General features: G+C 43.4%; 17 protein-coding genes. 4 read left to right on the forward strand and 13 right to left on the reverse strand.

Features of this window, described 5'->3' with window-relative positions; genetic code table 11:
• Positions 1-24: 24 nt before the first annotated feature.
• From glk to SIO70_RS14080, 5 genes are all read right to left on the reverse strand, one after another.
• Entirely contained in the window at positions 25-1,047 is a 1,023-nt protein-coding gene (gene glk / locus SIO70_RS14060) for a glucokinase (protein WP_320581491.1), read from the reverse strand.
• A 145-nt stretch (positions 1,048-1,192) separates the two neighbouring features.
• The gene (locus SIO70_RS14065; protein WP_320581492.1) at positions 1,193-1,963 is read right to left on the reverse strand and encodes a hypothetical protein; all 771 of its coding nucleotides are present in this window, start codon (positions 1,961-1,963) and stop codon (positions 1,193-1,195) included.
• A gap of 8 nt (positions 1,964-1,971) precedes the next feature.
• Positions 1,972-2,703, reverse strand: coding sequence for an MIP/aquaporin family protein (locus tag SIO70_RS14070; RefSeq protein WP_320581493.1), 732 nt, complete (start codon positions 2,701-2,703; stop codon positions 1,972-1,974).
• A gap of 167 nt (positions 2,704-2,870) precedes the next feature.
• Positions 2,871-4,373: a glycerol kinase GlpK gene (gene glpK / locus SIO70_RS14075; protein WP_320581494.1), complete on the reverse strand. Its 1,503-nt coding sequence runs from the start codon at positions 4,371-4,373 to the stop codon at positions 2,871-2,873.
• Between the two features lie 111 nt (positions 4,374-4,484).
• Positions 4,485-6,047: a glycerol-3-phosphate dehydrogenase/oxidase gene (locus SIO70_RS14080; protein WP_320581495.1), complete on the reverse strand. Its 1,563-nt coding sequence runs from the start codon at positions 6,045-6,047 to the stop codon at positions 4,485-4,487.
• Between the two features lie 192 nt (positions 6,048-6,239).
• Between SIO70_RS14080 and SIO70_RS14085 the strand changes: the two genes are divergently transcribed.
• On the forward strand, positions 6,240-6,995 hold the full coding sequence (locus SIO70_RS14085) for a DeoR/GlpR family DNA-binding transcription regulator (RefSeq protein ID WP_235643958.1): 756 nt from the start codon (positions 6,240-6,242) through the stop codon (positions 6,993-6,995).
• A 217-nt stretch (positions 6,996-7,212) separates the two neighbouring features.
• Here SIO70_RS14085 and SIO70_RS14090 read toward each other — a convergent pair whose 3' ends face one another.
• A complete protein-coding gene (locus SIO70_RS14090) occupies positions 7,213-8,328 on the reverse strand; it encodes a FecR family protein (RefSeq protein ID WP_320581496.1) in 1,116 nt (371 codons plus the stop codon).
• A 58-nt stretch (positions 8,329-8,386) separates the two neighbouring features.
• Positions 8,387-8,920: an RNA polymerase sigma factor gene (locus SIO70_RS14095; RefSeq protein ID WP_320581497.1), complete on the reverse strand. Its 534-nt coding sequence runs from the start codon at positions 8,918-8,920 to the stop codon at positions 8,387-8,389.
• Positions 8,921-9,173: 253 nt separating this feature from the next.
• Here SIO70_RS14095 and SIO70_RS14100 point away from each other — a divergent pair, with 253 nt between their 5' ends.
• Together SIO70_RS14100 and SIO70_RS14105 are read left to right on the forward strand one after the other, a co-directional pair.
• Positions 9,174-12,533 carry a SusC/RagA family TonB-linked outer membrane protein gene (locus tag SIO70_RS14100; protein ID WP_320581498.1) on the forward strand — a complete coding sequence of 1,120 codons (3,360 nt, stop codon included), beginning with the start codon at positions 9,174-9,176 and terminating at the stop codon, positions 12,531-12,533.
• A gap of 13 nt (positions 12,534-12,546) precedes the next feature.
• Positions 12,547-13,935 carry a RagB/SusD family nutrient uptake outer membrane protein gene (locus SIO70_RS14105; RefSeq protein ID WP_320581499.1) on the forward strand — a complete coding sequence of 463 codons (1,389 nt, stop codon included), beginning with the start codon at positions 12,547-12,549 and terminating at the stop codon, positions 13,933-13,935.
• Between the two features lie 122 nt (positions 13,936-14,057).
• Here the strand turns inward: SIO70_RS14105 and SIO70_RS14110 are convergent, their stop codons facing one another.
• The 3 genes from SIO70_RS14110 to SIO70_RS14115 form a co-directional block, all read right to left on the reverse strand.
• A complete protein-coding gene (locus SIO70_RS14110; RefSeq protein WP_320581500.1) occupies positions 14,058-14,294 on the reverse strand; it encodes a hypothetical protein in 237 nt (78 codons plus the stop codon).
• A gap of 123 nt (positions 14,295-14,417) precedes the next feature.
• Entirely contained in the window at positions 14,418-14,846 is a 429-nt protein-coding gene (locus SIO70_RS33410; protein ID WP_414017919.1) for a MauE/DoxX family redox-associated membrane protein, read from the reverse strand.
• Positions 14,847-14,855: 9 nt separating this feature from the next.
• Entirely contained in the window at positions 14,856-16,181 is a 1,326-nt protein-coding gene (locus SIO70_RS14115; RefSeq protein WP_320581501.1) for a serine/threonine protein kinase, read from the reverse strand.
• A 402-nt stretch (positions 16,182-16,583) separates the two neighbouring features.
• On the opposite strand from SIO70_RS14115, the gene SIO70_RS14120 reads away from it, so the two are divergent.
• On the forward strand, positions 16,584-16,718 hold the full coding sequence (locus SIO70_RS14120; RefSeq protein WP_320581502.1) for a hypothetical protein: 135 nt from the start codon (positions 16,584-16,586) through the stop codon (positions 16,716-16,718).
• Here SIO70_RS14120 and SIO70_RS14125 read toward each other — a convergent pair.
• From SIO70_RS14125 to SIO70_RS14135, 3 genes are all read right to left on the reverse strand, one after another.
• Positions 16,699-17,445: an AraC family transcriptional regulator gene (locus SIO70_RS14125; protein WP_320581503.1), complete on the reverse strand. Its 747-nt coding sequence runs from the start codon at positions 17,443-17,445 to the stop codon at positions 16,699-16,701. The two genes, SIO70_RS14120 and SIO70_RS14125, sit on opposite strands and share 20 nt — an antisense overlap.
• 14 nt (positions 17,446-17,459) lie before the next feature.
• Complete coding sequence (locus SIO70_RS14130) at positions 17,460-18,488, reverse strand: aldehyde reductase (protein ID WP_320581504.1); 1,029 nt, start codon at positions 18,486-18,488, stop codon at positions 17,460-17,462.
• A 159-nt stretch (positions 18,489-18,647) separates the two neighbouring features.
• Positions 18,648-22,058 (reverse strand): PA14 domain-containing protein, encoded by a 3,411-nt coding sequence (locus tag SIO70_RS14135; RefSeq protein WP_320581505.1) that lies wholly within the window; start codon positions 22,056-22,058, stop codon positions 18,648-18,650.
• Positions 22,059-22,316: the final 258 nt, after the last annotated feature.

The following is a 22,316-nucleotide window of genomic DNA, read 5'->3' on the forward strand; positions in this document are numbered from 1 at the left end:
AATAGGGAAAAATTATAATATAACTCAGCACTTATTGATGGCATACCATGCGGCGCCTGTCAACGCCGTTTTTTCATTGAGGATGATTTGTACGGGAATATCTTCCAGCAGGGGTTTCATTCTGCCTTTTTCACGGAATGCTTTCATGAAAGCACCGTAATCAATTTTCTTTACATTTTTGGGGACGATGCCGCCGCCGATATAGATCCCCCCGGTGGCTTTCAGTTTCAGGGCAAGGTTACCGGCTTCGGTGGCGAGGTAGCGGAAAAAGATGCGCATGGTTTCTACACAGATGGCAACAGAATCGCCATTTTCACTGATCTCTGCAGCTACATCGTGTACGGCCATTCTGTCCAGCAGCCAGCCGGGGGCGTCCATGTCTCTTTCTTCTTTCAGGAAGTTAAAGATGTTCACGATGCCGGGGCCGCTGAGCACTCTTTCCCAGCTTACATGCCCGAATTTTCTGCGTAGGTATACCAGCAGGTCGTCATCCAGATCCGTAATGGGAGAAAAGTCACTGTGACCACCTTCGGTTGCGAAGGGGAAGTATTGGGTGCCGTCCCGGAATAATCCGGCTTCGCCCAGACCAGTACCGGGAGATATCAATGCAATATTCCCTTTTTGTGGCTGGCCGGTATGTAATGGGTGAATATCGATTTGTTCCAGGGTAGCAAGACCGTAAGCGTTTGCTTCAAGGTCGTTGACAATGAACACAGGAGGGTTGTCAAATTGTGCGGATAGCTGTGCTGCATCTATTTCCCAGGGTACGTTTGTGATCTTTGCTTTCCCATCCTGAACAGGACCTGCTACGGCAAGGCAAATACGATCGGGAGTGGGAGCATTGCCAAGGAATTTTTTAATGAGGTCGTCGGGGCCATGAAGATCTTTTGTGGGGTATTTTTCTTCCTTTGTAAGGGTGAGCTTGCTGCCGTCGTAATTGTAAAGTGCCAGGTTTGATTTGGTACCGCCTATGTCAGCAGCGAGCAGGGTGTGGGGTGGGTGAGTGGATGAGCATGAATTGTCGGAGGATATGCCAATGGGTATCATTCGTTTTCATTTTTTACAAAATTAAGTTAGTTTATTTTCATGGGATAGCAAACCACCACCAGTTATGAACAAAGTCAATTTTAAAGCTCCCCCGCTCGCAGAGCGGGGGAGCTTTTCCGATTTAGATCTTATTGTAACCTCTAACTTAGAATATATTTGCAATCAGCTGCAAAGCCCCATACTTCTTCTCCGGGTTGAACATCGCCGTCGCTGAAATAGGAATATGATATTTAAATATGGTCAGGTCCCTATTCACCGTGATCCCTGCATTCACCACATTTGGATGGTTCCCATAAAAATTCTTATCTCCGCTAAATGAAAATCCACCGCCCACAAACGCATGTACATTATACACCTCATCCGCAAACAACACCTGATCTACCTGCACATAATGTGAATACGCATTCGCCAGACTACTATCCGCCTTATAATAAGTATCTCTACCCAGCACAATCGTATTCCAGCTCAATGTCAGCGGCAACTTCATTTTCTGGAAAGTATAAGCCACCCCTACATCCACAAAATGTGAAGTCGTTGCTTTATTATAATCAAACAGATCAGCATTTGGATAATTACTAAAGTTGTTAATATCCCAGATCGCCGCACTAAATCCCTTATTCATGTACTTCACATAGTAATCAAACTCCCTGTAATCGCCAGTGAAACTTGCACCTCCCCAAAATCCTGCCTGCCAATGTCCATTCTTTGATTTGTAATACATATCCACATCAGAGATCGGCGCATTAGACACCTTGAATCCACGCCACAGGTATAAATTCCTCACTTGCAAATTCAATCCAAACGGCTCATATTTTTTCTCCTTCACCATCGTTGTGTCTTTATCCTGTGCGCTTACATTTTGGACAAAGAATATCCCGCATGCAACCGTTAGGGTTGCAATCAATAACTTTCTCATAACGATTCTTATTTTAAATACATGAACAATAAAGCCGCCAGCGTTGCACCTAATGCAGGGCCCAGCACTGGTATCCAGGCATAACCCCAGTCTGCACCAGCTTTAGATTTCTTAAACGGCAGCAAGGCGTGTACAATCCTTGGTCCCAGGTCTCTGGCAGGATTGATTGCATAACCGGTAGTACCACCCAGTGACAGGCCAATCACCCATACCAGGAAGGCTACTGGCAAAGCACCCATGGAACCCATGCCGATAGTTTGTGTAGTATCTCCTATTTTTGGATCGGTAAAGTAGAGGATAGTGATCAGCAGTACGAATGTACCAATCACTTCACTGATGAAATTGCGGCCCAGGTTTCTCACAGCAGGCGCAGTACAAAATGCAGCCTGTTTGGTAGGTCCGTCTTCGGTCAGATCGAAATGGTCTTTATAAAATACCCATACCAGGAATGCGCCAAGCATGGCACCCAGCATTTGTGCAGCCCAGTATACACCTGCTACTGCCAGGTTGATTTTTCCCAGTATTAACATGGTCAGCGTCACAGCCGGATTCAAATGTGCGCCGGTATAGGGGCCTGCTACACACACACCAACGAATACGGCCAATCCCCATGCTGTTGTAATCACAATCCATCCGCCTCCATTTCCTTTCGTGTCCTTTAACACGACATTGGCAACCACACCATTGCCCAAAAGAATGAGCAATGCTGTACCTATAAATTCTGAAATAAATGGTGTCATAACTTGATGATTAATTTAGTGGTGCTATTTCCTCTGAAACTATTGTGCAGGTCTTTTCATAAACAGGTCATCGTACACATTTTTTTCAAAGTGGAATAGGTGAAATTTAGTTAGTTTCAGTATGGCCTGCTCCGCAAGTAGATTACGGAGTCAGGCGCTCTTATTGATTATTCGTTAGCCCAGCCTCTGGTGCGTTCTACGGCTTTCTTCCAGTTGGCCAGCAGTTTTTCAGTGTTCTGTCTATCCAGTTCAGGCTTGAATATTCTGTCTTTAGACCATTGCTTCTTCACTTCGTCAATATTTTCCCAATAGCCTACCGCCAGACCTGCCAGGTATGCAGCACCGAGTGCAGTTGTTTCCAGCACTTTCGGACGTACTACATTACTGCCAAAGATATCTGCCTGGAACTGCATCAGTGCATTGTTCGCTACCGCACCACCATCTACTCTCAGCTCGGTACTCTGCTTGCCGGAGTCAGACTCCATGCTCTTCAGCAGGTCGTACACCTGAAATGCAATACCTTCCAGTGCTGCGCGGGCAATATGGCCGGCGGTTGTACCACGGGTAATGCCAAAGATGGCGCCACGTGCATACTGATCCCAATAAGGAGCACCTAAACCTGTCAGTGCAGGTACAAAGTATACGCCGCCGTTATCTTTTACAGAAGCAGCGAGCGTTTCACTATCAGAAGAGTTATGAATGATACCTAACCCGTCGCGCAACCATTGAATGGCTGCACCACCTACGAACACGCTACCTTCCATCGCATATGTTACTTCGCCATTGATCTTCCATGCTACGGTCGTGAGCAGGTTGTTTTTGGAATAAACAGGTTTGTGACCGGTGTTCATCAGCAGGAAACATCCTGTACCGTAAGTATTCTTTGCCATACCTTCTTCTACGCACATCTGTCCGAACAGGGCAGCCTGCTGGTCGCCGGCGATACCTGCAATAGGAATTTTAGATGCGAAGAGGGTAGTGGCAGTTTCGCCATATATTTCACTGCTTTGTTTTACTTCAGGCAGCATGCTGGCAGGAATAGTAAGAAGGTCCAGCAGTTCCTGGTCCCACTGCATGGTATGGATATTGAAGAGCAGTGTACGGGAAGCGTTCGTTACATCGGTGATGTGCATGTGGCCACGGGTAAATTTCCATACCAGCCAGCTGTCGATCGTACCGAAACACAGTTCACCTTTCTCTGCTTTTTCTCTTGCACCAGCTACGTTGTCGAGGATCCATTTTACTTTGGTACCTGAGAAGTAGGCATCGATCACCAGACCTGTTTTTTCACGGATCATGTCGGTGTGACCTTTCTCCTTCAGTTCATCACAGTATTTTGCTGTGCGGCGGTCCTGCCATACAATCGCATTGTAGATAGGTGTACCCGTCTCGCGATCCCATACCACGGCGGTTTCACGCTGGTTGGTAATACCGATGGCGGCGATGTTGGTACCGTTCAGGTCCGCTTTCGCGATGGCTTCTGCCGCCACAGAAGATTGGGAGGCCCAGATTTCGTTTGCATCGTGTTCCACCCATCCCGGTTGTGGAAATATCTGTTCAAAAGGTTTTTGTGCGATCGCTTTTATTTCTCCATTGTGATCGAAGATGATAGCGCGTGATGACGTGGTACCCTGGTCGAGGGCCAGGATGAATTTTTCGTTCTTGTTCATACCTCAGTTTTTTAATTTTGTTCCAAAGTGGCGTGTAGCAAAGCTACCGCCTGATTCCCTCGGGGGATGCTCTAAAATTGTATAAGTATAACGTGGTGGGGAATACGCTGGTTAATTCAGCGTATATCCCTTCGCAAGTATTGCAAAATCGGCGAGTTCTGCCTGTATCCAGGCGGCATCTTTATTTAATTCTTTTGCCATTATTTGTGCTACGACTGGTGCCGCAGCTATGGCTGCATGTACATCCAGGAATAGTAAGCGAAGACGGCGTCCCAGCACATCTTCTACACGGCGTGCATACTCATTCCGAATGGCCCAGATAACCATTGCTTTATTGTACGGAAAGTTAGACACCAGCAAGTCTCCCAGTGAATGATCTTCAGCAACCAGTTTGTTGATTGCAGTTATATCTGCACCATAAAAACGTAGCGGATCATTCTCGTCGCTCAGTTGTACATAACCATGGATAGGCAGGTGTTCTGTCTTACATTCCTTAGCGGTCAGCACACCTGTTTCAATGGCTTTGTCTATTGTATCCTGTGCCATTCTGCGGAAGGTAGTCCATTTACCCCCCGTAATAGTGATCAGTCCTGATTCGGATACAATGATCTTATGACTACGTGATATTTCTTTTGTTTTAGCACCATCTTTACTTGGTGCAGCCAGTGGACGCAGACCGGCAAATACTGCCAGCACATCTTTGCGGGTAGGTTTTTTTGTCAGGTATTTGGCAGCAGTGTTGAGAATGAACTCAATTTCCTGCTCCAGTGCATGTGGTTCCAGTTCAGGATGATCGCGCAGGGTATCGGTTGTACCTACGATCAGTTTACCATGCCATGGCACAGCAAATAATACGCGGCCGTCATCTGTTTCAGGGATCATGAGGGCATTGTCGCCAGGCAGGAAAGAATGATCCAGGGTGATGTGTACCCCCTGACTTGGTCTTACCATGTGTGGAGCATCCGGACGGTCCATGTGCAGAATGTTGTCAACATATACTCCGGTAGCGTTGATTACTACCTTGCCTGTTGCTTCGTAAGTTTCGCCGGTTTCGATGTCCTTCGCAATAATGCCGCTCACTTTCTTATTATTATCTTTCAATAAGCCGGTTACCTTCACGTAGTTCAGCACGGTGGCGCCGTTTTCGATGGCGGTCTGGGCTATGTTCAGCGCCAGACGGCTATCGTCAAACTGGCCATCATGGTATACTACGCCACCTTTCAGCCCTTCCTGTCTGATAGTAGGCAGGGCTTCGATAGTTTTCTTTTTGCCTATATACTTAGAAGCACCAAGGCTTAATTTACCGGCCAGTAAATCGTAAAATTTCAGACCGAGTGTATACTTAATATTATTAAACCAGGAGTAATTCGGAATAACGAAAGTTTCGTTTTTTGTCAGGTGAGGTGCATTTTTCAGTAATAATCCCCTCTCGTGGCAGGCTTCTCTTACCAGGCCAAGGTCTCCCTGCGCCATATAGCGCACGCCGCCATGGACAAGTTTGGTCGCTTTGCTCGAAGTGCCTTTCGAATAGTCTGCCTGCTCTACCAGCAAGGTCTTATACCCTCTGGTAGCAGCGTCCATCGCGGTGCCAAGACCTGTTGCGCCGCCGCCAATAACAATAACATCCCATGACTTAGTGGAGGATAGGTCCGATATTAACTGCAATCTGTTCATAAAGTAAGGAGTTTAAACTAAAAGAAACTTTCTAAATGTTTCTTTTGCTTTTATAAAGTTGTTTCGTTTTGTTATTATTTCCAAATTTTTCTTGAGATTTAAGCTTTTTTTAGGAAAAAAGTCAACCTTGCATTACTTTTCAGTTACTATTTACCAATTTAATACCAGGCCATAGTTATGAAATTCGAATCTATGTCACAACGGCACGCTTATATCCTGGAACGCCTGCAGGCAGAAGGGAATGTTCGGGTGGCCGATCTGTTTGAGGCGTTGGATGTTTCGGCGGTAACTATCCGTAAGGATCTTAAGATGTTGGAGGACAAGAAATTATTGTTTCGCACACATGGAAATATCAGTAGGGCTAACCCCTATACAAAGGATAGGAATGTCAATGAAAAAGAGAACATCCTGGCGGATCAGAAGATCCTCATTGGCAAGCGGGCCGCAGAAATGATAGAGCCGGATGATGCGATCATTATCGCATCGGGCACCACTGTATTGCAGGTAGCGAAAGCGATACCGCCGGAGTTGCGGGTCACCGTACTCACTTCCGCCATGAATATTTCCATGGCGCTGCTGGACAAACCTAATATAGAGATTGTGCAGCTGGGAGGGATCGTACGCAAAACATCTACTTCTGTTACAGGCACTTATGCCGAAGGAATCCTGGATCACTTTACCTGTAGTAAGTTGTTCCTCGGGGTAGATGGTATTGATATGGAACAGGGATGTACCACTTCCAATATGATGGAAGCACTACTCAATAAGGCCATGATCCGCACGGCTCAGAAAACCATCATAGTGACTGACTCTTCGAAGTTTGGCAAACGTGGGTTTGGGAAGATTTGCCCATTAGGGGATATAGATCAGATAATTACAGATGATGGGATTAGTCCTGCCATGATGCGGGACCTGGAGAACATGGGGGTGGAAGTAATTGTTGTGTAGGGAGTATCCCTATAAAAAGATGAAGGCCAACCCGGGAAGGTGGCCTTCTATTGCGTTGCTTCCCGTTCTGATTCGGGTTGCTGCTTTGTCGTAAAAAAAGAGGGTTAACAAACGACGAAAGCTATATAATTGCCCTGTTGTTGTGGGCAAGCGTGGTTATTATGAGGAACTATCTCGTTATCAATGAATGCTGAGGGTTTGCATAGGAGAAGGAATTTTACAATATATGTATCACTCCATCTTTTGAAATATTATAAGACACTTCTTTTGTGTCAGTCAGTTGTTGCAACAGGTGGATAATCGGCTTGCTCTTATCCAGGATTACACCAATAAATTTCTTGCCGGCAGCAGACTTTTCTACAATCATTTTCACTTTCATATTTCTACCTACTACTTCTGCTATCCGTTCGATAGTGACATTATCAGGAAATACGATAATACCTTGTCTCCAGCTCAGTACTTCATCTGCATCAAATTCACTGATGGAGATGGACGTAGAGTTGATGGTAGCGGCTTTGCCCGGAACCAGGAGCGCATTGCTTTCGCCTTCGGCTACTTTTACGCTACCCTGTACAAGGCTAATTCTGGCGATTCCGTTATCGTACGTATTGACATTAAATTCTGTACCCAATACATCTACCTGCCTGTTCAGAGGAAGGTGTACGATAAAGGGCTGACCTGCCTTAGGGGCGACTTTTACATAAGCTTCTCCATCTATACTGATTTCTCTTTTGGTCCCTTCGAATTTCAACGGGAAAGACAGGCGGGAGGTATTATTTAATAATACTTCTGATCCGTCAGCCAGTATGACTTTATAATTGTTTTTGCCCTTTGGCACGGTCAACACACCCAAATCGTGATTAGTACTATTCAAAGAGCTAAAGGTGAGCGAGCCGGTTTCCGGATGCAATGCTATGCCGTTCACATTTGTGGGAGCATTGTTTTCCAGGTTAATTTCCTGCTGGCCTATTTTCAATAAAATGGTTTTACCATCTTCCCATGATGCCAGGGCCGTCGGTTGTTGTTGGGTCAATAAATAAAGAGACAATCCACCAACAAGACCAATCGAGCAGGCAGCGGCGGCAAATACGCGGATATACCGGTTGCGCACGCGCCTTTTGGCATTGATAATCAACTCTGCTGCTGAGATGCTGCCACCTGCGTAGGTGACCAGGTTTTCTTTTTCCATGTCTTCACGGATCTCATCATACAGCGACTGAAGCTCCGGCCGGTCGATCATCAACTTGTCCAGTTGAATTTTTTCGTCCGGTGTGATCGTTCCCAGAATGTCTGCCACGATCAAGGTTTGTATGTCAATAGCTTCAATATCCATAGTTGATATAATTATAGACAATCCTAAAATCCAAAAAGTATGAGTGAGGAGAAAAAAATTATTTTAACTGTAGTTTATTGCGGATAATCTTCAGTGAGGAGTACAATTGAGTTTTCACGGTATTGACAGAAATACCTTCAATTTTGGCCACTTCCTTGTGCGGGCGGCCTTCCATATATACCATTTCCACTGTTCGGCGGCTTTTGTCAGGGAGTTCCTGCATAAGCCGGGTGATGTCTTCCATTTGTTCATTTTCAGGTTTTTCAGGGGACTGTACCTCTGTGTTCATGTCAGAGTACTGTTGGTTACGCCTGGTAAGGTTGGTGTCATGCTTTATCTTGTTCAAACAACTGTTTGCAGCCATACGGGTGAGGTATGCCCTGACTGCGGTGTTCACTTCAATGTCTTTTCTTTTATTCCACAGGTTGATAAATACTTCCTGGGTCACATCTTCTGCATCATGAATATTACGCAGGATGCGGAAGGCAGCCACGAACACATCCCTGCGATATTTGTTATATATCTCAGCGTATGCGAGTTCGTTTCCGTCTTTAATAAGCTGAAATAGCTTTACGTCCTGCTCTTGAATCATTATATTCGGATTTAGGTACAAGATTTACTTATCCTGATTAATCTGGTTCATTATTATTATTGGGGTTTGTTTTAGTGGAATTATTCCTGCCAAAAATAGTTAAATTTTCAGAATGTCATTATGAGTATAAAAATGATTAATTTTCCACTCATATTATCATACTTTTTGGCGATCAGAGTTGTCTATTATGCCCCAGTGCTGTTGTCCAAATTATCTATCCTCTGATTTTTGCCAGTAAGGTCCCTTATCAAATATGAGAAGAATTTTTGCGGCCAATGGTGCTTTTTATGTAGTACTATGCCTGCTATTCTTACTGAGAGCAAGCATACCTGCATTCGCGCAAACCCCGGCTCCGTCTGATGTGAACGAGATGTTGAATAAGAGGATGGATCTTTCGGTGTCCAATAAATCATTAAAAGCCATCTTTAAGCTGATCAGTTCCACGACCGGCTTGCACTTCATTGCTTCCGCAAATCAGCTGGATGTAACGGATCATTATTCTATTTACGCAAGTAACTTTTCAGTAACACAAATATTGTTTGAATTGTTGGGCAGACAGGGTTTTACCTGGACGGTCAGAGGGAATATGGTGGTATTTAGCCGGTCAGGACCATTAATTCCATTACCACCGAATTCGATTGCAAAGAAAATTTCCAGCAAATTAAATGTCGTAACGGGTATTGTGATGGATGAGAAAGGAGCGGTGTTACCTGGAGCAACAGTAAGGATCAGTGGAACGAACCTGGGTGGTACCACGGATGAGACGGGAAGGTTTACTTTTATGACGGAAAAGGAAGATGTGGTCCTGTATGCTACATATACAGGATATATGCCTGCCGGGGTGGAGGCGAATATTGATGATTCTATCAGGATAAAATTAGTGTTGGCGAATAATGTGCTGGATGAGACGGTGATCATGGCGTATGGTATTACCACCCGGAGAACGAATACCGGCAGTATCGGCAAAGTATCTTCCAGCGAGATCTCCCGCCAGCCGGTGGTAAATTTATTAGGTGCTTTGGAAGCACGAATTCCCGGATTGGCAGTGACACCGTCAAGTGGGGTAAATGGAACGAGCTTTACGGTGCAGATCAGGGGAAGGAATTCTTTTGCAAATGGTTCGGATCCTTTATATATCATAGATGGAGTGCCTTACATTTCCAGCAAGACTATCAATCTGTTAGGATCGATTGCTGTGCAGAATTTTGATGCAGGCGGGATTAGCCCGTTTAATAATTTGAATAAGGAGGATATTGAGAGCATAGAGATTTTGAAGGATGCCGATGCGACGGCGATATATGGGAGCAGAGGTGCGAATGGGGTGGTATTGATCACGACTAAGAGAGGGAAAGTAGGGAATGCGTCGTTGAATCTGAAATTGAGTACGGGGATAGGAAAGGTGCCTGGTACAAGCCATTTGCTTTCAAAAGACCAATATATGGCGATGAGGAAGGAGGCGTTTGTAAATGATGGGATTACGCCGGATAACCAGGAAGGGAGCGTAGGGTATGCGCCGGATCTGATGGCGTGGAATCAGAACCGGGAGAGGGATTGGCAGAAGATGATAATTGGTGGAACGGCCAACTTAACGAATTTGAATATGGCACTGAGTGGAGGAAGTAAGGTGGTACAGTATCGGTTGAGTGGGAGTGTGTTGAAAGGGACGTCGGTGTTTCCGATAGATATGCCTTATTTGAGAGGTACGGGGGATGTGTCGGTGACGTATTTGTCTAAGAATAAAAGGTTGAGTGCGGATTTGAATGGAAATTATGGAAAGGATCGGAATGAAATGTTCAATGGCAACTTGTTAGGTACGGTGGCGCCACCGAATGCACCTGGCCCCTGGGATGATAATGGAAAGTTGGTATGGCAGGAGAATGGGGCGGAGTCAAGTAATCCTTTGGCGGATTTGTATAAGAAGTATAGTATAAAGTCCGGAAATTTGTTGGGGAGTATGAAATTGGGGTATAGGATTGTGGATAGTTTAAGATTCCTGTTGTCTGCAGGGTTGAATAGGTATAGGGATAATGAGAATTCGCAGGTACCGGTTTATTCCATCAACCCGAATAAAGATTCGGCGACAAATGGATCTGCTACGTTTGGGACGCAGGAGATAAAGAGTTATATTCTGGAACCGCAGTTGGATTATACAAAGACGTTTGGGTTTGGGAAGGTGAATGCGTTGGTAGGAACTACATGGCAATATAGTTCGAATACCAATATGGTGATAGATGCAGATGGGTTTACGGATGATGGAAGATTGGATGATATATCAGCAGCGGGTAAAACAGCTCTGTTAAGTAAGTATTCCTCGAAATACAAGTATGCGGCCTTATTCGGACGTTTGATATACAATTATAAGGATCGCTATATCCTGAATTTTTCAGCGAGAAGAGATGGATCGAGTCGGTTTGGACCCGGAAAAAGATGGTCGAATTTTGGATCAATAGGAGGGGCATGGCTGTTTAGTAATGAAGATTTTGTAATGAATAATGTAAAATTTTTGGACTACGGAAAGTTGAGAGGTAGTTATGGGGTCACAGGTAATGATCAAATTGGGGATTACCGATATTTGGATACCTGGTCGTCTAGCGTCAACCCTAGGCCATATCAAGGGATCATTCCATTAACTCCTGATGCATTATTAAATACCAATTTTTCATGGGAGAGAAGTAAGAAAATTGAAACGGCTATCGAGCTTGGATTTTTGAATAATAAGTTAATTACTACCATTGCCTATTTTAATAATACGAATGATAAACAAATAATAGCCTATAGATTACCAGCCCAAACCGGATTTTTGAATGTTATCAAAAATGAAGGGGTCGTGGTAAGGAATTCAGGATGGGAATTTGATATGACGGCTGAAGTGATGAGGAGAAAACATTTTAGCTGGAGAGTAAATGCAAATATGACCTTTCCGAAGAACAGGTTAGTGGTATTCCCTGATATAAGTCATTATGATTATTCCCTCTATTATTCGGTAGGATATCCATTGAATGTATTGAAACATTATCATAATTTGGGTGTGGATAAAACTGACGGCCTTTATAAATTTGAAGATGTTAACAAGGATGGTGCACTGGGTGATCCGGATTATAAAAATGAAGGAAATCTTGACCCCACATTCTATGGTGGTATTGGAAACGCATTTCAGTATAAGGCATTCAGGTTAGATATATTTCTCACTGTGAGAAAACAGACGGTGCCTAATTATTTCTACTCTGCATATTATAATATGCTTGCACCGGGAGTGTTGGCAAATCAGCCTAAATGGGTACTGGATAGATGGCAGCATCCCGGAGATGAGACCAATGTCCAACGATTTGTGACTGCTAATATTCTGAATGGAGAAAACCAAAGCTATAATATTTATACTTCTGATGCAGTTTATGAGAATAATTTTTATATAAAGGTGAAGAACATTTCATTGTATTATTCAATGAATAAGAATGTGGTAAAGAAATTAAAATTGTCTGATCTTAAATTTTATTTGCAAGGCCAAAATTTATTTATTCTTACTAAGTATAAGGGATTAGATCCTGAAACACCATATTATTTCTCATTGCCTACATTACGAATAGTAACGGCAGGATTGGAAGTGCAATTTTAATAAATTCCCCATAATGAAAAAGTATATTGTTATACTGTTACCGATCTGGCTCCTTGGTTGTAATAAATTAATAGATGTGGGAGATCCGGATAATAGTGTAGTTGGGGAAAATGTATTTTCCCATGATACATCTGCATTATCTGCTGTCAGTGGTGTCTACGCTAAAATTATGGTATACTCTCCCAATATATTAAATGGAGGCCTATCCATTTGTGGTGGTCTGTCTGCCGATGAAATAGAGCCCACTAACCTGGCCAATACGATGCTGGAATTTTATAACAATTCAATATCAACTACAAGCACATTTAATAGAGTATACTTATGGTATTATGGATATAGCTTACTTTACCAGACAAATGCTATTATTGAGGGAATAACCAATAGTACTTCCATGTCAGTAGATGTAAGTAATCAATTGTTGGGAGAATCCTATTTTATCAGATCGCTGATTTACTTTCAGATGATACAGCTATTTGGTGATGTGCCGTTGGTGACCTCTACCGATTATACGGCAAATGCAAAATTGAAAAGAACTGCTACGAGTGTTATTTTTTCACAGATAAAACAAGATTTGCTAAAGTCGACAGGATTGCTGATTGAAAATTATCCAAGTAATGGAAGGGTACGGGTTAACAAATGGGCAGCTAAAGCCCTGCTCGCAAAATTATATTTGTATGAAGGAGATTGGGTAGATGCAGAAAGTGCCTCGTCGCAGGTTATTAATGCCGGCCCTTATGGATTAGAAAACGATCTTAACCGGGTATTTCTCTTAGATAGTAAGGAAGCTATATTACAATTTATGCCTGTTGAAGTTGGATATAATACATCTGAAGGTGCTCAGTTCGTACCCAGTCCCAATGGCACTTCCTTACCACAATACAGCGTCTCGGATTATTTGCTGAAAGCTTTTGAAGCCGGCGATAAAAGAGCAGGTAGCTGGATCGGTACGAAGGTAGTGAATGGAGTTACTTACACCTTTCCGTATAAATATAAGTTACGGATGAATTTTAGTTCTGGCTATGTAGTAAGTGAATATACAATAGTGCTCCGTCTTGCTGAGCAATATTTAATCCGTGCAGAAGCAAGAGCTCACTTAAGTGATTTGCCAGGAGCTATAGCAGATGTAGACAGTATTAGAAATAGGGCAGGGCTGCCCATGATATCGGCTGTAAATCCTGGTATTGACGGTAACAGTTTGTTGATAGCCATTCAAAAAGAACGGCAAATAGAATTATTTGCAGAATGGGGAAATCGTTGGTTTGATCTCAAACGTAATAAAACTGCAACAAGCATTTTGTTAAACAGAAAGCCAGCGTGGACGGATGTAGATACGCTTTATCCAATTCCAGGTGTAGAGATTAAGTTAAATGCAAACCTTACACAAAATCCTGGATATAATTAATTGGGGATGTATCATAAATAAAATTTCTGATCATCGCATAAATACGAACCTTGCCTTACCAGGTAGCCGAATGAAAAGAGCGTGGATCTTAATTGATACACGCTCTTTTTGTAAGTCCCTTATTAATTTGTTCTGGTTGCTACAAGATTGGGATTGTCTAAGGCTTTTAAACAGGTAATGCCTGAGCCCGGGCAATTTAATTCAGCCTGTGCCGTCGTCCCATATAATACTGTAGTTCCTCCAATAGTAATCCAATAATGATTCTCTGCTCTTACATCGGGTTTGATTTTAGTCGCATATGCTGCTCCCACACCAATTAAAGCAGCCAGCGCTGCGAATGCTAATTTCATTTTGTTCATAAGATTAAATGTTTAAAAGTGACAGAAAAACGTCAAGCTGTAATTAGTATCAGACATACCCATCCCTATCCGAACCGAAATCCAGACCGTGATAGTCATTCCAATCTAATACACTTTTATTGGTTACCGGGAGAATATATTAATCTTCCTAAACAATAGGATAGCAACTAGTCCAATTATAACAAAAAACAAATTAAAATACAAATGTTGTACCCACGTGAACTGAACGATGGCGCCGCCACATGAGCAGGGGATCTCCCCAAAATATCTTAACTTTATTAGGATAATATACCCCGTAAAAAGTATCATCATACCCGTCGCAATCTTCAGTCCCGTAAATCGGGTCTTCTCCAACATCAACAGCAATGATACACATAACTCGGTCAAAGGGATTCCCCATACCAGCAGGGGCAAAAACTGGGAAGGAAACGGCTGTTTATGCATCTGGGAAACAAATACATTAAATTCCATCCACTTGCTTACAGCAGCGTACACAAACATAGTAATAAACAGTAAACTTACTGCATTAAAGAACAGCGTTCTAGTTTTCATAGTCTTTATTTATACCAGTTCTATCTTCTCCGGTATGACGCCTGTCTTTAATAAGGTTATTATTGAGGAAAGAGTCGGTCTGTTGGCAGGATCAGGGTCCAGGCAATTAGTAACTACATCTAATAAAACTGCTTCTAATCCTGCATTTACCAGCGCATTATAAATATTTCCTGAAAAACTCTCCTGATCTCCAGGATTCAAAATCATAAATGCTAATACAACACCAATTGAATAAATATCATCCGCCGGATCCGGCTGCTCACTCAGCCTTTGCTGTGGCGACATAAACATCGCCGTTCCATAGCCAAACGGTGGATCGGGTGTACCCGCCGGCATATAATACGCTAACTCAAAATCCAGCAGGTATACTTTATCTTCCTTGATTATAAAATTATTAATCTGAACATCTCTGTGTAAATATCCAAGCTCATGTAATCGTTTGAGGATTTCCGTTATCTGCAAAAAATAACTTAAGATCTTTACTTTGTCAGCTAACCCCAAATCACGCCAGATGCGATCCCTGTACACATCTTTCAATCGCTCCGGCAATACTTGTCCGTTTATATAACTCGTCACTAAATAATGATCTTCCCCCTTACTGCAAAAATCTATGACCTGTGGTACGGGCAATGCATGTTGTACGGCTTCCAGTACTGATTTTTGCCAGAATAACTTATGCGCCGATTCCCGCCCATACCTATCTATAAATGACCCTGCTCTCGCCTGCTTAATGATACAATGTGAAAATACAAACTGCTTTATATTCACCCCCAAATAGATATCCCCCTTGGGGTTAAACCGTAATAACTTTGTCGGTATATAATATTTCCCGATAATCCCCTTGCGCCGCTTATTCCGGTAGGCCGCAGGTATATGGTACCTGATTTCGGTATCCAATGCTGTATATAACACCTTGCCTAACCGAAGACTGTCATATGGTGTAATACCCTGAAAGGTGCTTGTCACGCTTTCGAGTTCGCGGACCAGTTGCATCGCCTGTTTCGCATGCTTTGGATAGATCATGATGATCTTGCCCGCTTCTTTTATACCCATGGTCAATCCATTACTCTGATCCACCAGTCTGTCGTTTTTCAGCAACCGGTACGATACAGCATGCAGGTTCAATACAGGGATTACCTGATGTAATAATGATTGGGCATGTTGCGAAAGCACTGAGATATACAGCGTGAAATTATTCCGCAATTCACAATTGCCTACCTCCAGCCAATGCTCACATTCCTGGTAAGGTATACCATATGATGACAGATCGCTTGCAAACTCTTTTATTTCAAGTGTGCCCAAAGAATATCCATTATTCAGTTGAAAAACTGACATAAATAGCAGTTATGTGAATTAGTTCATCATAGACCTGTGTGCGCTTACAGGCGTTTATAAAGTACGTTTAAATATAATAGATATAAGAGTAAAATAAACGTTGTCCTCTGAGTATAGTATGATATTATTATTCGTCCCCAATTTGAAATATTAGTCGAAAGACCAATTATATGGAAAATATAACAGAATCCATAAAAAAAAGTTCGGGACATGATTTTTTTTTTGAATTGTTTTTTATGATAAAGTAATTTTTTACCTAATTCCCCGGAACTGTAGGGGTTTTTAAAGCATGATCTGCTAACTGACAGGCATAATGGGTCGGGCATTTCGGTTCTGCCGACTAAACTACCCATTCCCCTGTTACAGGTAGTATCCTGTTTGAAGCAACCTCCCTCAAAAGTCATGACTGCCTACGCCATGCCACTCATTGCAGAAGTGAAACCTAAAACTGACAAACCGCTTAATGAATACCTGGGTAATAACTATGATTCCGGAGAGGATCCCCGTATCCACCAGATCACTTCCTCAATTGTGTAGGTGGGAAACCAAATAACTTCTTGAACGCATAACTAAAGTGCGATAAGTCTTCAAACCCAACTTCCAGGTATACATCCGAAGGCCGCTGCCCTTGTTTGTCTATTAAAAAATACGCTTCTTTCAATCGCTTCTGTACCAGCCAGCGACCAGGTGTATCATTAAATACTCTTTTGAAATCCTGCTTGAATGCTGTCAGACTCCTGCCTGTGAGATAAGCAAATCGCTGAACCGCAACATTGAACCGAAAGTTCCTGTTCATGTAACTTTCCAGATCTATTTTAGAAGGCGTACCAAAGTCAAAGAGAATATTTTCTACACCAGGATTGGCTTTTAATAGAATACTTAATAACCGTTCCCTTGTCGAATCATTCTCCTGTTGTAAAAACAATTGAGGGATAAGATCCGTTTTGTTCAAATGAATAAATACATCATCGGATACATAACTCCTATTATTCACCCCATGCTTTTTCGAATACGCTTTCAGAAATGCTTCGTCAAAAATGACAACAATCTTTTCAAATACACCCTCGTCTCTTTGTTTATTATACCTCGCGAGATGATTCCTGCGGACAATACAATACTGTCCGGGCAATAGCGTATAGCTTTTATGCCCATCATATCCCTCCATCTTTCCCTTCAGTAAATAAATAAAAATATGTTCCGCAATAAATGCTTCCGGTGAAATATGAGGACCAATGTAGCAGGACTTGATCTGATCGATTTTCATGAGCATGACCAAATTTACTGAATTGCACCATATTTAATCAGGCTTTCTGCCGCCGCTAATACAGCAGTTTCATTACTGCGGGGAGCCCAGCCTAAAACCGTTTTCGCTTTTTGATTGCTGGCATTACGGTTAATGCCCAATAACGGTGCTACTGCTTTTGCTTTTTGATTACCCAATAGCGCAGCGATTTTTACTTTCCAGTCAGCTAATGGTTTTGTAGATATTTTAACCCCCACAGCAGGCATTTTATCTTTTATGAACTGCGCAATCTGCAACAGGCTCATGGTTCCACCCGCTAATGCCAGGAACCTTTCTCCATTGGCCTGCGCACTGGTCATAGCCCTGATATGCAAATCTGCCACATCCCGTACATCCACAATACCGAGTACCATATTCGGAATGGCTTTCATTTCGCCATTCATAATATTGCGTAATAATTCAAAACCACTGGAAAGGTCAGGCCCCAATGAAGGACCAAAAATCCCCATCGGATTCACCGTACAAAACTCAAGACCATTCCCTTGCGTACGAATAAATTGCCAGGCAGCCATTTCTGCCATCACCTTTGATTTATTGTAAGCAGAGAGCCCCTTTTCATTAGGATCTGTATAATCCTGCTCTGTGATCAATGTAGTGGGGTCTTTGTGACTATATCCTACCGCACCGAAATTGCTGGTCATGACTACCCGTTTTACACCCCCCTCTCTGGCTGCTTTCAGCACACGGAGAGTACCATCCACAGCAGGGCGGATCATTTCGTCAGGGTCTTTGGGTACACGCAGGAAGATAGGAGAGGCGACGTGCAAAACATATTCACAGTCCGCTACTGCTAATGACCAGTTCGAATCGGAGGTAAGGTCGGCTACTATGAATTGAATATGCTGAAAGTCTGTAATGCCACCGGTACGGAGCATATCCTGTACTTTGTTTTTTTTATCAGGTGTGCGGATGGTGGTTTTTACCTGATATCCTTGCTGTAAGAGTTGCAATATACAGTGACTTGCTACGAATCCTGTGCCACCGGTGACGAGTACCTGTTGCATTGTTGTTTTTGTACAAATGTCAGGTGTATTTAAGTTGGTGGCTTTGTTGAGAAGTCATTTTTTTAGAAAAAGACGGGCTGTATCAAAAATTCGATACAGCCTGTCTTTTTTAGGGACTGATGGAAATTATTAGTCGTCTCACCACCCCTTTTTTTTAAACTATTTCTTTACGACCGTTTTTGTCGTTCGTGTACCATTCGCATCAATAGTAATCAGATAAGCACCCTGCGGTAATGCAGATATATTCAACGTTTCTCCTGATTGCACCGGTCTTGCCGGCATCACCTGTCTGCCCAGTAAATCAAAGATCGTCACCTTTGCCTGTGTAGCATTAAATTGCAGGTGTACATCATTAGATGTAGGGTTTGGATAAATCATCACTTTTGTAGCCGTAGTAGCCGGTTGTAGCGCCGCTACCCGTGCTGTGCCTGTCAAACCGGTTGTATACAACTGGTTGGTTGGAATGATTTCTTTTACCTGTGAGCTACTTGACCATGACAGCTTTGCATTTGCTCCGCCATAGTCTTCAAAGTATTCCATCTTAAAGTCGTACTGCTGGCCAGCCGTCAACGCAATCGTGCCACTATATTCAATGTCCCAGTCATTCATCCATTTGTCTATCACCAGCTGGTTATTGATCCATAAACGTCTGCCATTATCACTGGTGATATAGAATGTATATGTATCCGTGTAGCGAGGTTCAATCTTACCCGTCCAGCGAATAGAGGTGTGGTCGATTGTAAGTCCCGGAGCAGGTGCACCTTCACCCCAGTCGAAATTGATATTCGGATCAATCCGGGATAGTTTCAGGGTATCGAAGTTCATTCCATTGTAATAGTTACCGGTCAGGCCATTACCATTACCTACAGTGGCGCCTTTGTACAATTGCCACCTGGATGACAACTGGCCGGTATCTGCTCTTTGCACCAATCGTGCTTCGGCAGCCGTACTTTCATTTTCAATGGAGATCACTTTTCCACTTAGTACATTGATGAATTTGTAATATCCACTATCTGCAGCGATCGCAATGAATTGCTGATTCGTGGCATGTTGATCTGTATATTGCCATATGTATGCATTGTCTGCCGTGCTGGAATTGGCCACATCCAGTACTTTGGCACTGTGATACGCGGTGAGGGAGTAGATACCATCGCCCATATGTTTGAAAGTAAAAGTCTGGTTTGCCGCACCGGTAGGCGTCCATAATTGCAGACTCGCACCATTGCCTGTGCCGCCAAGACCACCACGTACATCCATGTAGTAGTTGCTTTTTACGTTTCTTAAAGTATAAGAACCTGTAAGGTTAGGATCACCGTTAGCACGTACCCGCAAAGAACTGAGTTTATCGTTCCAGCTGTTCAGGAAAGCCGTATCACGGGTCAGAACAAGACTGTCACCACCAAATTCGTCATTCCAGTAGAGTACTGCCTGGTAACCTTTGGCAATCTTTACAGAAGTGACTTCTTCATTGTTGATGCCCTTTAAATTCAGACCGGATAATTTATAAGCTCCGATATTGAATCCTGCATGGAAGCCCGTGTAATTCACATCCTGGTATAAGGTGACCGGTCCTGAGCTGGTATCTGGTCTGCTGAATAATTGCGCGGCCGGAACGATCTGTTTAGACTGTGAAGCGCTTTCCCAGGAGAGATGGCAGAAGGCATCACCAACACCTTCTCCATATTGTAATTCAATATTGTATTTCTGACCCGCTGTGAGCGCAATAGTGCCCGTGCGGGTATAAGCGCCCTGTGTTTCGTAATCGTTGATGAGGGTTTGTCCATTTACAATGAGCTTCACTCCATCATCGGAATAACAGGAAAAGGTATACGTTTCAGAATACAAAGGTTGAATTTGTCCGGACCATTTTACAGAGAAATTATTATATCCCAGGTATTGACTGTTGGGAGAAAGGTTCGCCCAGTCCGCATCTATGTTCTGGTTAAACAGGGTATACCTGAGTGTATCCTGGTGATAACCGCTGTAGAAGTCAGCACGCAATCCATTACCTTGTCCAACATTTAATCCTTTGATATTTTTGCGGATGAGCCACACGAATTCATCAGGGGCTACTACACGTACATTGCTGTTCAGCCGGTTGATACAATCAATGACATCATCTACACTTCTATCCCATACGTGTACAGAAATCAGGCTATAGCCATCCTGTGAGTTGATATTCGTAGATGCTGTATTGAGCGTATTTGCCAGCGAAGCGGGGGAGGACAAGGTACCCCACAGTGTATACCTGCCACCGATAGACGGTTTATCTTTGTACCAGTCTATTTGTCCGGCTCTGCCTGTGTAGTTGGCGCCGTAGCTATAGTAAAAAAGTGCATCGATATTATCCTGCTTCAGGTAAGGAGTAGGATCGTTATCACTGTCATCTGCATCGATGATATTCACGATACGGAGGTCTGCCTGCTTCATGTATTTATTGAGCAGGTTACATTCTGTAGTGAGGTCGGCATCAGGCACACGACCGGGGAAAAAGTAGCCCCTGCCAGAAGGGCCTGCAATAAGCACATTACGACCATCAGGCGTAGTGAGACAGTTGTCAACATACTTCTCGTACATGAGCGGTGCGGCTTCAGACAAAGAAGGGGAGATGGTCCAGCCGAGGTTCACGTGGCCACGGTTAGGGTTTGCCCAGTTGTTGGTATTGTCCGAAGTGCCGAGTAACCATTGCAGGTTATCGCCGTCAGTAATGACAAAGCATACGGTGTGTACATTCGGTACTACCTCGTATGGTTTGATAGCCGGCTTTTGTTGGAAGCCATCTTTTTTAGGTGGGACCTGTGAGAGGGCAGACATATTCGGCGCCCAGTCAGATGGGAGTATCAAAGCAGTATGCAGGGATAACTGCTCTACGGTATTGTACTCAGATGGCCCCCAGCCAAAATAGGCAGCGCCTTTGTTCATGCGGTTGTACACATTGTTGGCCAGCACACCGGTGACAGTATCAGACCAGAACTGAAAAGCTTTGCTGTAGCTGGAAAAGTCGCCCATGAAGTAGACCCTGTCATCAGAACTTTGCTGGTAGGTAGCTACGTTCTTGTTGAAGAGACTACCATAATTAGCGAGCACCCAGGCTTCGTCGTGGGTGGTCACATCCAGTAGTTTGGTGAGGCCAGCATTGATGGCTTCAGATTCGATGTCGGTAGGAATGGCGACAGCATTCATCACACCGGCCAGTGAGATGGCTGCATTCGTAGATTTGTCTTTTGGGTTACAAAGGATGTAACCGGCCAGGCGGTTGGCATAGTGGGCCAGCAGACCTGCGAAGTTGTTGTAGTACGTGGTATTGGTTTTAATACCGGCGTTTTCTACCAGGGTACGGTGACCATAGGTGTCCCGCAGGATTTCTGGTTTCGTCTGGGCAATGACGCCTTGCAGGGTTTGTAGGGCGACCTTTTCAGAGGTAGACATGTTCTCTGAGGTGACGAAGAGGCTATCGGGTACGGCAGATAACGTGAATGGACTACCGGCTACACGGGGCGGTTTTCGTTGTGCCTGTGCAGAAAGTACGGATAGCAGGATTACCAGGGGGATTAGGTAATGTGTTTTCATGATGGAACGGGTTTTTGTTTGGAAACAAGAGTACTTCTTGAATAGAAAGCTTTTTCAATATGTAAAATGATAGGTAAGTCGTGGAATTGGGTTAGTGTCGTTTACAGCACGTGACTAAGATATGTTTTGTTCGGGGAATTTGCAAGGCATTGAATTTTGAACTTGTGATTTTGTTATTTATTGATAAATTTGTAAAACATGTCATAGTGAGTAGTTAATTCAAAAGTGCCGATTTATATTAGATTTATCCCGTATTAA

Origin of the sequence: Chitinophaga sancti, assembly GCF_034087045.1 — a bacterium.
Taxonomy (GTDB): Bacteria; Bacteroidota; Bacteroidia; order Chitinophagales; family Chitinophagaceae; genus Chitinophaga; species Chitinophaga sancti_B.